The sequence below is a fragment of the Bifidobacterium sp. LH_413 genome (assembly GCF_056357015.1).
The window spans coordinates 66,965-81,961 of record NZ_JBKEVK010000008.1; the positions used below are offsets into that span (position 1 = coordinate 66,965).

Annotated in this window: 9 protein-coding genes and 1 tRNA gene; 1 reads left to right on the forward strand and 9 read right to left on the reverse strand. The window is 67.3% G+C overall.

Annotation, left to right across the window (positions count from 1 at the left end; all coding sequences use genetic code 11):
* Positions 1-13: 13 nt before the first annotated feature.
* The 3 genes from AC1AYN_RS10070 to AC1AYN_RS10080 all read right to left on the reverse strand — a co-directional run bounded on the left by AC1AYN_RS10070 (position 14) and on the right by AC1AYN_RS10080 (position 5,227).
* A complete protein-coding gene (locus tag AC1AYN_RS10070; protein ID WP_476533096.1) occupies positions 14-2,188 on the reverse strand; it encodes a DUF2207 domain-containing protein in 2,175 nt (724 codons plus the stop codon).
* 131 nt (positions 2,189-2,319) lie between these two features.
* Entirely contained in the window at positions 2,320-4,590 is a 2,271-nt protein-coding gene (locus AC1AYN_RS10075; RefSeq protein ID WP_476533097.1) for a DUF2207 domain-containing protein, read from the reverse strand.
* 52 nt (positions 4,591-4,642) lie between these two features.
* Positions 4,643-5,227, reverse strand: coding sequence for a LemA family protein (locus AC1AYN_RS10080; protein ID WP_476533098.1), 585 nt, complete (start codon positions 5,225-5,227; stop codon positions 4,643-4,645).
* A 422-nt stretch (positions 5,228-5,649) separates the two neighbouring features.
* Here AC1AYN_RS10080 and AC1AYN_RS10085 point away from each other — a divergent pair, with 422 nt between their 5' ends.
* Entirely contained in the window at positions 5,650-6,870 is a 1,221-nt protein-coding gene (locus AC1AYN_RS10085; RefSeq protein ID WP_476533099.1) for a trans-sulfuration enzyme family protein, read from the forward strand.
* Between the two features lie 173 nt (positions 6,871-7,043).
* Here the strand turns inward: AC1AYN_RS10085 and AC1AYN_RS10090 are convergent, their stop codons facing one another.
* The 6 genes from AC1AYN_RS10090 to AC1AYN_RS10115 form a co-directional block, all read right to left on the reverse strand.
* Positions 7,044-9,782 (reverse strand): polyribonucleotide nucleotidyltransferase, encoded by a 2,739-nt coding sequence (locus tag AC1AYN_RS10090; protein ID WP_476533100.1) that lies wholly within the window; start codon positions 9,780-9,782, stop codon positions 7,044-7,046.
* A gap of 313 nt (positions 9,783-10,095) precedes the next feature.
* Entirely contained in the window at positions 10,096-10,365 is a 270-nt protein-coding gene (gene rpsO / locus AC1AYN_RS10095) for a 30S ribosomal protein S15 (protein WP_034527929.1), read from the reverse strand.
* A gap of 166 nt (positions 10,366-10,531) precedes the next feature.
* Entirely contained in the window at positions 10,532-11,215 is a 684-nt protein-coding gene (locus AC1AYN_RS10100; protein WP_476533101.1) for a hypothetical protein, read from the reverse strand.
* Positions 11,216-11,509: 294 nt separating this feature from the next.
* A tRNA-Gly gene (locus AC1AYN_RS10105) sits at positions 11,510-11,583 on the reverse strand.
* 149 nt (positions 11,584-11,732) lie between these two features.
* A complete protein-coding gene (locus AC1AYN_RS10110; protein ID WP_476533102.1) occupies positions 11,733-12,659 on the reverse strand; it encodes a biotin--[acetyl-CoA-carboxylase] ligase in 927 nt (308 codons plus the stop codon).
* Positions 12,660-12,933: 274 nt separating this feature from the next.
* Positions 12,934-14,772, reverse strand: coding sequence for an alpha-amylase family protein (locus AC1AYN_RS10115; RefSeq protein ID WP_476533103.1), 1,839 nt, complete (start codon positions 14,770-14,772; stop codon positions 12,934-12,936).
* Between the last annotated feature and the right edge of the window lie 225 nt (positions 14,773-14,997).

The following is a 14,997-nucleotide window of genomic DNA, read 5'->3' on the forward strand; positions in this document are numbered from 1 at the left end:
TTCACCGTGGATCTCACCGGCCTCCGAACGATCCGCCGCCGGAACCGCCGTCCGTCCCGTCGAACCCGCCGTCGAACCCGCCGACGTCGCTTCCGGTGCCATCGGAACCACTGCCGGAACCACTGCCGGATGACGCCGATGATGATGACGCCGTCGATGACGCCGCCCAGATCGCGACGGCTACCTGGGCGAGCTGATCGCGCAGCTGCGCGCCGATGCCGCCGATGGCCCCGGACGCCCCGGCGAACCCGTGCATCACCTTGCCGGAGACTCCCATGGCCGTCGCGTACACGAGCAGACGGTCCCGGAACGCCGCATCGGTGGAGTCACGATCGGCGGAGTCACGATCGGCGGAACCGCCGGAATCCTCCAGATAGCGGTAGAGCCCGTACACCCGGCGGGCGTACCGCCGCCCCTTGCGGGTGAGGGTCTCGTCGGGACAGATCGTCACCGCGGCGACGGCAATCGCGATCGACGGGACGACGAACATGGCCGCCGATGCAGGATCGCCGGTGACGTTCCAGGCGACGATCGCCGCGACCACGCCGTACAGTCCGGTGACGGCGGCGAGCGCGCCGACGATCCGCCCGGAACGTTCCGAAGCGCCGAGACGTCGGCATTCGCGCCTGCAGGCCCGCTCGTAGTCGTCGAGCAGTCCGGATCCGTCCTTCCAGGTACGGCAGAGGGCGCGCATCTCGTCCAGGTCGAACGTGTCACGGTCCAGACGTCCGGCGACGCCTTCCAGCAGGAGCAGCGCCTTGTCTTCGTACGGGCGCAGGTGCGGTCCGTCGTGACGCTCCCGGCGCGGCGATGGGATCGTGATGGTCACGGCCTGCGCCGGACCGGTGCGGAGTTCGATCGCTTCCCTGCGCGCGAGGTCGAGGATGGTGGCCGCCAGGCGACGCCCTTCGGGCATGCCCTTCCCCGGCAGCCCGAGGATCTCCGCGATGCGTGCGGCGCCGATCGGACTGATATCCGGCGGCTCATGCACATACGTGAGGTCCGGCGCGGTGGTGTCATCGGGTCCGCCGGATTCGCCGGGCATGGGATGAAGCGAACGGAGCAGCGCGCGCAGCGCGAACGCCGTCATGACGATGGCGAGCGCCGCGCCGATCGCCGCGACCACGCCCCATGTCGTCGCCGCGCGCCGCTGACGGTCGTGCCATTGCCGTTCCCGCTCGCGCTCCTCCCGTTTGAGCGAGGGCAGCTGCGCCCAGTCATCGTGCCGTATCCAGGTGCCGGCCGGGCTGTATTGGCTGCCGCGCGTGCCGTGGGAGGTGTCCCGGGTCACGTCGGCGTCGTAGGCGACGACCATGTCGAGAGACCGCCCGGCCTTCACGTTGCGCACGGCGAACCGCAGGGTTCCGTCCGTGTCGCGCGACATCTCCGAGACTCCCGCGGAGTGGAGCCACCCCCATGAATCCGACGCGCGGGCGCCTTCGGGGAAGCGTATGGTTCCGGTCACCGTGCCGATGGGGATCGTGTTGTCGATGGATATCGGCTCCCATTGGAAGGACGCGACGTCCTGGTAGAGGGTGGCGGCGCCCACGAGGGTCATCGTCACGTCGAAGCGCATGCTGCGCGCCTTCACGGTGGTGGGGATGTTCCATCCGATCTCCACGGTCTTGGTCGGCGAGTCGTCGAGTCCGTGCACCTTGGCGTAGTCCTGATACTCCGTGGGGTCGTCGTAGATGGGGAGCCCGTCGCGGCCGGGCGTGTACGGCTGCGGGCCCGTGTCCGTCCATGGGGCGTCCGTGTCGGCGATGTACCAGCGCCCGGCGTGGTAGCGGTCCCATCGGGCGTCGGCGGAAACGTCGGTCGGCGAGATCGGATCCTCCTGCGTGTACGTCTGGCCGGTGTCGGCGTCGCGCACGGAGATGTCGGTGATGTCCGTCAGATCGAAACTGTTGATCTCGTAGCGTTGGAAGAGCTGTCTCCACGGAGCGTCGCCGTCGCGCTTGTCGAGCCTCACGTCGATGTGCTGCGTGACCTTGAGGTCGCCGTTGGGTTGCACCGCCATCTCGTAGTCGAGACTGCGGTAGCCGATCGGCGAGGTCCGGACGGCGAAGTGGACGGATGCGAACATCACGGCGAAGACCAAGGCCCCGACGATGAGGCCGCCGACCAGCGCGCCGCCGATCCGTCTTCCGACGGACCGCCGCATCGTCCTGCCATGTCGTGTCGCCATGTCCCGTCGCCCCCGATCTTCGAGATTCCATGCCCGTACGCCATCATCCCACCGGTACGGCGTGTCCCGTCGCATCCGTTCATATCCCGCGGCATCCCGTCGCTGCGCATCACGTCGCGGCGTTCCGCGGGTCAGCGGCCGCCGGAGGAGCCGCCGCCCGACCCGCCGCCGCCTCCGCCGAAACCGCTTCCACCGCCGCTCCCGCCGAAACCGCCGTCGGAGGACGGCGCCGCGGCCGAGATCGTGGAGGAGACGGACGCGAATCCGGAGCTCAGCTGCGAACCGATGTCGCCCAGACCGGCCGCGAACGAGTCGCCGCCGAACATGAAGCCGCCGGAGCCCGGCCCGCCGAATCCGTCCGCGCCGATGGGGGAACCGGACGTGCCGGACGTGTCCGCACCGTCATGGCGGCTCCGCCACCGGTACGGACGGTAGCTCCAATACCAGAGGGAGCCGGAACCGTTCGCGTCGAGCCAATCGGGGTCGGCGACCTCGGGGTATGCCTTGGCGAGTTCGGCCACCATGCGCCGGGAGATGCCGAACGCTGCCGCGTACACCATGTACCAGTCCCATAGGGCCAGGTCGGCCGCGCCGCGGTCGGTGAAGTCGGAGAAATCCTCCATATAGCGTTTGAGCCCCAGGCATCTGCCGCCGAGGTCCTGGCCGCGCGCGGTGAGCGTGAGGGGCGCGCTGGCCAGGAACGTGAACACGCCGGTGAAGAACGACGGGGCGCCCACGCACAGCTGCACGGCGATGTTCGAGGTGAGGACCGGGGTGACGAGCAGCGCGCAGCCGAGAAGCACGAGGAGGATGCCGGGCGTCGCGTAGCTGGGAACCGTCGACCGGGTGGCGTCGAGCAGGATGAACTCGCTTTCCGTGGCTGCGGCGAACCCGCCGAGCGGCTTGTAGCCGTCCTTCCATTTCCTGCAGGCGGCGCGCATCTGCATGAGGTCGAACACCGGGCTTCCCACGCGGTAGGAGATGGCGATGAGCAGGTCCAGGCAGGCGGATTCGGAGCGGCACAGGCCGAGCCCCGGGCGTCCCGCGCCGAGTGCGGCGGGCAGGATGACGATGGTGCTGGTGGAGCGCGCGGCGTTGATCCTGCCCAGGTCGGCGCCGATCATGCGGGAGATGCCGACCGCGTCCGCCCGGCTCAGATCGATGCCGCGGTACAGGTCGGCGGAACCGGGGTAGATGGCGATGGCCTTCTTCACGGCGAGCGCCATCACGGTCGCGGCGAGCGCACGGTCGTCGGTCTTCCCCGTCTTGCCGGACGGGGGCGTGTCGACCGCGTCGATGAGGCGGGCGGCGCAGGCCGGGCTGATGCCGGGCGGATCGCGCCAGTATTCGATGGGACCGTGGTAGCCGGCGAGCCGGCGTGTGCGGAACACGGCGGCGAGCGCCCATGCGATGAGCGTGACGGCCGCGAGCGCGAGGCCCGCCCATGTGGCGAGGCGGAGTCGGGCGGCGCCGCGTTGCCGGTCCCGCCATGCCTGCTCCTTGGCTTTCTCGTCCGCTTTGAGCCGGGCGAGCCTGATATGGGGATCGGAGCGTTTCACGGTGCCGGCATGCTCGGAATCGTAGGCGGCGACGACGTTGATATAGCCGCCGGCCTTGAGGTCGTGGACGGTGAAGCGGAGGGTGCCGTCGTCGGTGCGCCCTTCGGCGTCCGTATTGGTCCCGCTGACGCTTTCGGTGTGCAGCCAGCTCCATGCGTCGGCTTTCGTGACGCCTTCGGGGAACCGCACCACGCCGGTGATGACGCCGGCGGGCACCTGGTTGCTGGTTTCGATGGGCTCCCATTGGAAGGTGGTGACGTCCGGGTGTTTCGTGGCGACGTCGTGCATGGTGAACGAGACGTCGAATCTCAGACTGTCGGTCTCCTTGACGGCGGGGATGTTCCAGCCAATCTCGATGGTCTTGGGCGCGCCGTAGCCGGTGGCGAGCCCGTCCTCACCGGGTTCGTAGGGCTGCGGGTCGTCGGCGCCGTCGGTCACGTCGGCGATGTACCAGTGGTTCGCGTATTCGATGTCCCACGTACCGTCGCCGACGAGGTCGGGGTTCCGCGGTTCGATGCGCGTGTAGGTCTCGCCGGTGGTGGCGTTGCGCACGCTGATGTCCGTGATGTCGGTGAGCTTTTCCGGGTCGAGCGTGTACTGCCAGTAGAGCTGCTTCCAGCGTTTGGTGTGGCCGTCCTCGTCCTCGCGCACCTTGAGCTTGTAGTCGAGGTGTTCGGTGACCTTGAGATCGCCGTCGGCGGTGGCGACGGCCGTGTAGTCGATGGTCCGGTAGCTCATCGTCGCACCGTCGACGCCGCCGACATGGCTGATGACGAGGATGCCCACGAGGACGGCCGTGGCGATCAGCGCGCCGAACACGGCGTTGATCAGTCGTCTGCGCATCGTCGTCCACCTCCTTTCACGAGCTTGTCGCCCCGTTCCGTACGGTCGCCGGTCAGAACCTCACCTGCGGCACGGCGCGGCTCGCCTCGTCGGCGGCGAAGTACTGCGCCTGCGTGAAGTGGAAGAGCCCCGCGATGATGTTGCTCGGCACGGTCTCGATGCGCGTGTTGTACTTCATCACCACGTCGTTGTAGAACTGGCGCGCGTATGCGATCTTCTGCTCGAGCGCCTGCAGCTGGTTCTGGAGGTTCACGAAGTTCTGGTTGGCTTGCAACTGCGGGTACGCCTCGGCCGTGGCCGTAAGGTTGAGCAACGCGCGCGACAGCTGGTTCTCGGCGGCGGCACGTTGGGCGATCGTGGCGCCCGGAGCCGCGGCGGCCATCGCGCCGGCGCGGGCGGCCGTCACCTGCGTGAGCACGCCGGACTCGTGCGCCGCATACCCCTTCACCGTTTCGACGAGGTTCGGGATGAGGTCGGCGCGCTGCTTCAGCTGCACGTCGATCTGCGCCCAACCGTTGCCGACCCGGTTGCGCAACTGCACGAGACCGTTATAGACGGCGATCGTCCACGCGACCAGTCCGATGACGACCGCCAGAATCACCACCACAATCACTATCGCCACCGCCGCACCGCCCATGGCCCGCTCCTTCGCTCGGGGGAACACGGCCGCACCCACGCGCCCCGCGTTCCGTAATCGTCCGCGATCATCCGTAACCGCTTGCACCCATTCTTCCACGCCCCGCAACAAACCGGTACATACCCACCGTCTCCCACCCCGCCGGCGTGTCGCAGCCGACCACATTCCCATGGTGCGGCAACACATAATCTCCATAACGGCGGAATATCAACACCCACCACCGCACCATGAGCGGTTCACCGCACCATGGGGTTTTCGCCGCACCATGGGCCCGGAGCGCGAGGGATTCCCGCGTGGAGAAGCGCGAGCACCGCAATCGGGCACGGTTCTTCCTATGGGCGGCTATCAACCCCTGCGATTCCGCGGATTCCCGCCGACCACGCGCACTCGCGCGGGAGACGCGCGGCTGGTAAACCGAAACCATGACCTCAGATCTCGTACATCATGGCGAATCCTTCGACGGCACGCCCCTCGGGTTCGCGACCAAATCCATCCACCTCGGCAACGGGGTCGACGCCGAGACCGGCGCGATCCGCCGCCCGATTACGCTGGCGAACGCCTACGCGCTGCCCTACGACCCCTCCGACATCAACTGGTCCAGCTCCGACGTGAACCTGTACACGCGCAACGGCCATCCGAACCAGCGTTATCTGGAGGCGAAGCTCGCGAACCTGGAAGGCACCGAGGACGCGGTCGTGCTCGCTTCCGGCGTCGCCGCCCTCGCCGCCACGTTCACCACGCTGCTGAGCCGCGGCGACCACGCGATCTTCTCCGACACGACGTACATCGCCGCCTACCGTTTGCTCAACCAGATCCTGCCGGAGAAGTACGGCATCGAGACGTCGATCGTCGACACGTCCGATCCGCGGAACATCGAACGCGCGATCCGCCCGAACACGAAGCTCGTGCACATCGAGACGCCCGCCAACCCGACCCTCAAGGTCACGGACATCGAGGCGGTGGCCAAGCTCGCGCACGACGCCGGCGCGCTGCTGTCCGTCGACAACACGTTCAACTCGCCGTTCAACGTGCGCCCCGCCGACCTCGGCGCGGACATCGTCATCGAAAGCCTCACCAAATACATCAACGGACACGGCGACGCGCTCGGCGGCGCCATCGCCACCCGCAAGGAGCTCACCGACCAGATCCGCTTCACCTACCAGGTGAACTACGGCGGCATCATCTCGCCGTTCAACGCGTGGCTCATCAACCGCGGATCCGTCACGCTGCCGTTGCGCATGCGCCAGCACAACGCGTCCGCGCTGGCCATCGCGAAGCATCTGGAAAGCCTGCCGCAGGTGCGGTTCGTCGCCTACCCGGGACTCGAATCGCATCCGCACCACGACGTGGCGGCGCGTCAGCTCGCCCGCCCGGACGCGGGCTTCGGCGGCGTCCTCTCGTTCGGGCTCGACACCGACCATGACGGGCACAACCGGTTCGTCAGCAAGCTCAACGTAATCACGTCCGCCGTCTCGCTCGGCCATGACGAAAGCCTCATCGTGTTCCTCGGCGAGGACGACGAACGTCAGTACCTGTACCCGGAGGAGTTCCATCGCGGATTCTTCCGCCTGGCCGTGGGCCTCGAAGACACCGATGACCTCATCCGCGACATCGACCACGCCCTCGCCGAGGCCGGGCTGTAGCGCGGTCGATATACGCGGGAGAACAAACGAGGGGTGGATGCCGGTCCACATATGGGTCGGCATCCACCCCTCGTTTTGCGTTCAGGTCTCTCCCCCAGTCAGACTTCGTCTGACAGCCCCCTCGTCAGAGGGGGCCGAGAGAGAACCAGCGACCACAGTCCGATCGGTCCGAATCAGTCCTCGAACGGATCGAAGTCGCGACGGACGCGGCGGCGCGGGCGCTCGGTGCGCTCGATGCGGTCCGCGTGGTACTCGTCGTAGTTCTCGTCGGTCGCGTAGCGCGGGTTGCGGTCGTAGCCGCCACGGCCGCGGCCGCCGCGACGGTCGTCACGGTCGGAGCGACGGTCGTCGTCACGATCGGAACGACGACGACGCGGACGATCGTCATCACGGTCGGCGCGGGAGACGCGACGGTCGTCGCGGTCATCGTAGTCGCGGTCGGAACGGCGACGACGCGGACGATCATCGTAATCACGATCGCGATCGTCGTAGTCGCGGTCGGCGCGACGGCGACGCGGACGATCATCGTAATCACGATCATCGCGACGGTCGTCACGGTCGTCGGAACGGCGACGACGCGGACGATCGTCGAAATCGTCGTCACGGTCGCGACGGTCGTCACGGTCACGACGCGGACCGCGGGAGCCGCGACGGTCGTCGCGCTCGCCGCGGGCCGGACGGTCGCCGCCGCGACGCGCGTTGTTCTCCTGATCCTCGAAGCCGGGGATCGCGAGGGAGATCTTGCCGCGGTCGTCCACGCCCTGGACGACGACCTCGACGGTGTCGCCCTCCTTGAGCACGTCCTCGACCTGGTCGATGCGCTCGCCGTTGGTGAGGTTGCGGATCTGGGAGATGTGCAGCAGGCCGTCGGTGCCCGGCGTGAGGTTCACGAACGCGCCGAACGACGTGGTCTTGACGACCTTGCCGTTGTAGGTCTCGCCGGCTTCCGGCACATGCGGGTTGGCGATGGAGTCGATGATCTGCTTCGCCTTCTCGGCGGCCTCGCCGCCTTCGGAGGAGATGAAGACGGTGCCGTCGTCCTCGATCGCGATCTCGGCGCCGGTGTCCTCCTGGATCTGGTTGATCATCTTGCCCTTCGGGCCGATGACCTCGCCGATCTTCTCGACCGGGACGGAGGTGGTGATGATGCGCGGGGCGAACTCGCTCATCTCGGCCGGGCCGTCGATGCACTCGTTGATGACCTCGAGGATCGTGGTGCGGGCGTCCTTCGCCTGCTGCAGCGCGGCGGCGAGGATGTCGGCCGGGATGCCGTCCAGCTTGGTGTCGAGTTGCAGGGCGGTGATGAACTCGGAGGTGCCGGCCACCTTGAAGTCCATGTCGCCGAACGCGTCCTCGGCGCCCAGGATGTCGGTCAGGGTCTTGTAGATGTGCTGGCCGTCGACGTCGCCGGAGACCAGGCCCATCGCGATGCCCGCGACCGGGGCCTTCAGCGGCACGCCCGCCGCAAGCAGCGACAGGGTGGAGGCGCACACGGAGCCCATGGAGGTGGAGCCGTTGGAGCCGATGGCCTCGGAGACCTGACGGATCGCGTACGGGAACTCCTCGCGGCTCGGCAGCACCGGCACGAGGGCCTTCTCGGCGAGGGCGCCATGGCCGATCTCGCGGCGCTTCGGGGAGCCGACGCGGCCGGTCTCGCCGGTGGAGTACGGCGGCATCTCGTAGTTGTGCATGTAGCGCTTCGACTGCGGGCCGGACAGGGAGTCGAGCTGCTGCTCCATCTTGAGCATGTTCAGCGTGGTGACGCCCAGGATCTGGGTCTCGCCGCGCTGGAAGAGGGCGGAGCCGTGGACGCGCGGCACGATGTCCACCTCAGCGGACAGGGTGCGGATGTCCTTGAGGCCACGGCCGTCGATGCGGTAGTCCTCGGTGAGGATGCGGCGGCGCACGATCTGGCGCTGCAGCTCCTTGAACGCGTTGCCGAGTTCCTTGTCCTTCTCGGCGTCGTCCATGTCGGTGAACTCGTTGGCGAGGATCTCGCGCACGTGCTCCTTGATCTCGTGGATGCGCTCCTGACGCGGCAGCTTCTCCGCGATGGTCAGCGCCTCGTTGAGATCCTGGTGGGCGATCTCGTCGATGCGGTTGTAGAGGTCCTCGGTGTACTCCGGGAACAGCGGGAACTCGCGGGTCTCCTTCGCCGCGGCGGCCTTGAGCTCGTTCTGGGCCTCGCAGATGACCTTGATGAACGGCTTGGCGGCTTCGAGGCCTTCGGCCACGACGGTCTCGTCCGGCTTGGTCTGGCCCTCGTCGTAGATGAGGTGCCAGGCGTTCTTGCCGGCGCCCGCCTCGATCATGGCGATCGCGACGTCGCCGTTGTCGATCACGCGGCCGGCGACCACGATCTCGAACACGGCGCGCTCACGCTCGGACCAGGTCGGGAAGGCGACCCACTGGCCGTCGATGAGGGCCAGGCGCACGCCGGAGACCGGGCCGGAGAACGGCAGGCCGGAGATCATGGTGGAGGCGGAGGCCGCGTTGAGGGCGACCACGTCGTACGCGTCGTCCGGGTTGACGGACAGGATCGTCTCGACGACCTGCACCTCGTTGCGCAGCGTGTGCGGGAACAGCGGGCGCAGCGGGCGGTCGATGATGCGGCAGGCCAGGATCGCGTCGTTGGACGGGCGGCCTTCGCGGCGGAAGAAGGAGCCGGGGATCTTGCCGGCGGCGTACATCTTCTCCTCGACGTCGACGGTCAGCGGGAAGAAGTCGTAGTTCTCCTTCGGACTGTTGCCGGCGGTGGTGGTGCTCAGCACCATGGTGTCGTCGTCCAGGTAGGCGGCGACGGCGCCGTCAGCCTGCTGGGCGAGACGGCCGGTCTCGAAGCGCAGCGTGCGCTTGCCGAACGACCCATTGTCGATGATGGCCTCTGCGGCCTTGATTTCGGGACCCTCCATCAGGGTTCCTCCTTTGTCTTGTCTTTTCCTACAACCATGCGGCCCTTCTTCAGCCGGGCCAGGCTCTTACATTCGCTTTCGTTCCGGCGGCGCGGCCCCATCCGATCGGACCTCCGATCGGGCCTCCCGCCGTCGCCATGCGCGACCCCCGGCCGCGCCCTCGTGTCAACTCACGATTCGTAAACCGGATTCTCTCGCCGGCCGCACCTTGCGGCCCGTCCTCTCGAATCCGTCCCCTCTTCGGTTGTGTTGCCGTTTGGCAGGCGTATGTAAAACGCCCGAACGCCGTAAGGCGCCCGGGCGGAAGTCTGTACTATCGACGCAGACCAAGCTTCTCGATCAGCGCACGGTAACGGTTGATGTCGTTGCGCTTGAGGTAGTCGAGCAGGGAGCGACGGTCACCGATCATCATCTGCATGCCGCGACGGGAGTGGTGGTCGTGCTGGTGCTTCTTCAGGTGCTCGGTCAGGTCGGAGATGCGCTTGGAGAGCAGCGCGACCTGGACCTCCGGGGAGCCGGTGTCGCCCTCGTGCGTCGCGAACTCGTTGATGATCTGGGACTTCTCTTCAGCCGTAAGTGCCACGGCATCCTCCTTATGGTCGTTGCGCGGTGCCCCATGCTCGGTGCGTGGAGCGCTCTCTATCCGCGGGCGATTTACGCCAAATGGAAACTATAGGACACGGCGCGGACGTGCGTGTCACGCGCAGGGCGAACGCGCCCCGCCCGTCCGCGCCTCTCACGGCCACGAATCACGCGGCGACGGTGGAGAGCAGCCCGCCGAACATGACGACGAGCAGCGCCGCCACCTCGATCACGAAGAACAGGATGAACGACGCCCAGCTGCGCGTGAGCACGTTGAGCGGCGACTCCTTCCTGATGACGACGAGCAGCCCCACCCAAATCACGGCGAACACGGCCACGCCGAATCCGGCGGCGATGATGCCGAGGTTGGCCGCGTTCGCGACGGTCGCCGATTCGCCGTACACGACGTACGTCGAATACCAGAAGTCAAGCCTGAGCAGCGCCACGCCGGCGACGAACTGTTCGGCGGCGAGCCCGATCACGAACAGGATGCGCCAGATCCACCGCCCGGAGTCGACGATCGCGACGCCCAGCATGGCGATGGCCGTCAGGGTGACCGTCCACGAGAGGAACGTCATGCCCTGCGGCGTGAACTCGTCGAGGTGCGCGGTCAGCCACGCGGTGTCGTTGACGGCGAGCGCGCGCCCGTACCAGTACGGCGCGATGATCGCGACGAGCACGGCCACGGCGTACACGGCCCAGCGCACGGGGTGGGAGCGTCCGCGTTCGATGTCCGCGAGCGACAGGTCGGTCTCGGGAATCGTCGCCTCCGGATGCTTCGACACCTCGACCGTCTCGACCCTGCCGTCCACGATCTCGGTGGCCTCGTTGCATTCGCTCTCGTCCGCCATATACCGCCTCGCTTGCCGTCGTTCCTTCACATCCGTCGCGCCCGACCACGGCGCGCGCCGTTTTTCTTCCGTCCACGATACTGCAAGCCGCCGGAGAAGAACGCGTCACGGACATCCATCTGGCTTACGAGGGGTGCCTCCAGACCAGTTTCCCGAGTATGAACCCCGATATAAAGCCACACGTACCCGGGATATCCGGAATCAGGTACCCCTCGCAACAAAGATACGCATTCGGAACAGTTCGAATGCACCCCTCACAACGCAGAAAGCCGGCGGAATCCCGCCGGCTCTTAGTGGAGCGGATGACGGGAATCGAACCCGCGTAATCAGTTTGGAAGACTGAGGCTCTACCATTGAGCTACATCCGCGCATCGTCTCATCGAATCACTCCGATAAAACAACTCGTGCCATTATACACAAGGCCGCGCGACGCACAACCCGCGCGGCACCGTCGTGTCGCCGGCGATGCCGCGACCGGAACCTCCGCAATCGTCCCACCGCCGGGCGGCGTCACACGTCACGCGGGCAGCACGCCGACGTCGGCGGTGCGCACGATGTGCGTCACGCCGGCGTCGTCGCGGATCGTGAGCGACGCGTCGTCGTTCAGCGCGATGGCCTCGCCTTCCAGCGAGCTTCCGTCGGTGAAATGCGCGACGGCGCGGCGTCCGAGCGTGACGCACACGCCAGCCGTCTCGCGCCGCAACGCCGCCGCCGCGTCGCGTGGCCCGGCGGCGAACGCGGCGAGACGGCGGCGCAATGCGACAACGGTCCCGGCGGCGATCCGGTCGCGCACCCCCTCCCCCGACGGCAATGGCGCGTAGTGCAGTTGCAGCGACGTGGCCTGCGGCGTGGGCAGCCGGTCGGCGGGCACGGCGAGGTTCAGTCCGACGCCGAAGACGATGGCGACGCGGCCGGCATCGTCGGGCGCTTCCACCGACGGCCCGCCTCCCGACGCGACCGTTTCCGGCAACGGCACGAGTTCGGCGAGGATGCCGCCGAGTTTCAGTCCGCCGGCGAAGATGTCGTTCGGCCATTTGAGTCCGAGACGGTCGGCGGCCGCGTCATGTCGCGGTTTCGCGCCGGTTTCGGCGAGCGCGGCGCGGATGCCGTCGAGCGTGGCGAGGCCGGCGGTCATCTGCAGCCAGCCGTTCACCGTCTCGTCGACGGCGAGCGCGCGCGGCACGGTCACGACGTACGACACGGTGGACGACTCACCCGGCGCGCTCTGCCACGTGTGGTCGAGACGACCGCGCCCGGCAGTCTGCCGGTCGGCCGCGACGACGGCGACGTATGGGCGATCCGATGCGGCGGAACCACCCACGCCGACCCCGGCGACGTTCCCCGCAAGTTCCCCCGACGCGACCAGCTCGCGCGCGAGCGTGTTCGTCGATCCGCTCTCGTCGACGGCGACGACGCGGTCGGCGACCTGTTCCGTGCGCGGCATGCGCGCATCGTTCCCGATGATTCCCATGTACGCGACTGTAGCGCGCGGCGACGGACGATGATCCGGCCCTTCCACCGTTGCGGGATCGCCGGACCCGCCGCCCGGATCGCCGCCGGAATATGGATGGCCCCGGCCGCGCGGGAAGGGGATCCGCGCGGCCGGGGCCACAGGTGGGACGGCATCGCGTCCGAGAGGAACAGGACACGATGCCGATGATGGTACGTCGTGGAGCGGCGCGTGCGGCGTCACCCCGCGACGACGATTCGGGGAGCGCTCACTCGTGGGCGACGATGATCTTCGCCTCGTAGGGCTTGAGGTCGACGCGCTCGGGAAGCGTGACGTCGGCGGTGCTGTCGAGCACGGCGTAGGTGTCGGCGTCGGTGAAGTTGAACAGGCCGACGATCGTGCGCTCGCCCTCCTTGCGCAGGACGCCAAGAATCGCGTCGTCGTGGGTGTCCCACGTGGTCACCCACGCGTCCGGGCCGAAGCACGGGTCGTCGCGCATCTCGCGCAGCGACTCCATGCCCTCCCACAGGCGGTTCTGGAGTGTGCCGGGCGTGTGGCGCTCGGCGGCCTTCTTCCAGTCGAACTTGCTGCGGTGCAGGTTGCGGCTGTCGGCCACGCGGTCCGGGTCCTCCTTGTAGTCCCAGCCGTTGAGCTGGCCGATCTCGTCGCCGCAGTTGAGCATCGGGAAGCCGCGCAGGAACGCCATCGCGCGGTGGAGCAGCAGGTCGCGGTCGATGGACTTCTCGTAGGCGGGCTTGTCGTGGGTGATGAGCGCCTTCTCGACGCCGCACAGGGAGGCGGCGGTGCCGCAGCTGCGGGCGTCCTTGCTGGCCTCGTCGTAGTTGTACAGCTCGCCCATGGCCCAGCTGCCGGGCACGGTGCCCTCGTAGAAGTGGTACAGGAACTCCTTGTGCTTGAGCGGGTCGATGGCGAGGCGCACCTCCTCGTCCTCGTCGAGGCCCCAGCCGATGTCGTCGTGGCAGCGCAGGTAGTTGACGAACCAGCAGTTGTCCGGCAGGGCGTTGAGCTTGTCGGCCTGGCGCTTGAGCAGACGCACGTCGCCGCTGGCGAGCGCGGCCCACAGGTTCACCATGATGGACACGTTGTACAGCATGTGGCATTCGGGGCGCTCGGGGGTGCCGAAGTAGGCGGCGAGCTCCTTGGGGGCCATGACGACCTCGCCCTTGAGGACGACGGCCGGGCAGACGATCTCAAGCATCATGCGCATCATGCGCACGATGGTGTGGACCTGCGGCAGGTTGCGGCAGTTGGTGCCGAACTGCTTCCAGATGTACGGCACCGCATCGAGGCGGAACACCTCGACGCCGAGGTTGGCGAGGTGCATGACGGAGGTCATCATCGCGGTGAAGACCTTCGGGTTGCGGTAGTTGAGATCCCACTGGAACGGGTAGAACTGGGTCATGACCCACTTGCCCATCTTCTCGTTCCAGGAGAAGTTGCCGGGCGCGGTGTTCGGGAAGACCTGCGGGACGACGGCGTCGTACTGGTCGGGGATGGTGCGGTCGTCGTAGCAGAAGTAGTAATCCTGGTATTCGGGGTCGCCGGCCTCGGCGGCCTTCGCCCAACGATGGGAGGAGGCGGTGTGGTTCATCACGAAGTCGAGGCACAGGCTGATGCCGGCCTTGCGCAGCTTCTTGGTGAGGGCGGCGAGGTCCTCGTTGGAGCCGAGCAGCGGGTCGACGGTGTCGAAGTCCTCGATGGCGTAACCGCCGTCGTTGTCCGGGTGGGGCATCTTCAGCAGCGGCATGAGGTGCAGGTAGGTGAGCTTCTGTTCCTTGAGGTAGTCGATCTTGCCGGCGAGCTTCTTCAGGTCGCCTGCGAACAGGTCGGTGTACATGGTCATGCCGAACATGTCGCCGCGCTTGTACCACTCCGGGTCCTTCTCGCGCTCGACGTCGAGGGCCTTGAGGTCGGCGGGGCGCTCGGCGTAGGCCTCGGCCATGGCGCGCTCGAAGACGGCGAGCTCCGGCGAGTCGCCGTACAGCATGCGGAACAGGGATTCGAATTCGTCGTGATGGCGGGCGAGTCGCGCGGCGAACACGTCGTCGGTCGCGGGGGCGGACTTGGTTGCGGTGGTTTCGGCCATCTGTGACTCCTTTTAGCTGCGATGCCTAACTTCGTCGTTGGTTGTATGCGATGACGGTGTCCAGTGTATCGTCGCGCGCGCGTGTTATCAAACCGGTTCGATAACCGGCGTGTCAAACCGTTTCGAGACGCGTCGCCGCAACGGTAACAGCGTTTGCACCCCACGCCCGTCCACCATCGCCCACCACTCCCATGGTGCGGCAACACACAATCTCCATATCGTTGG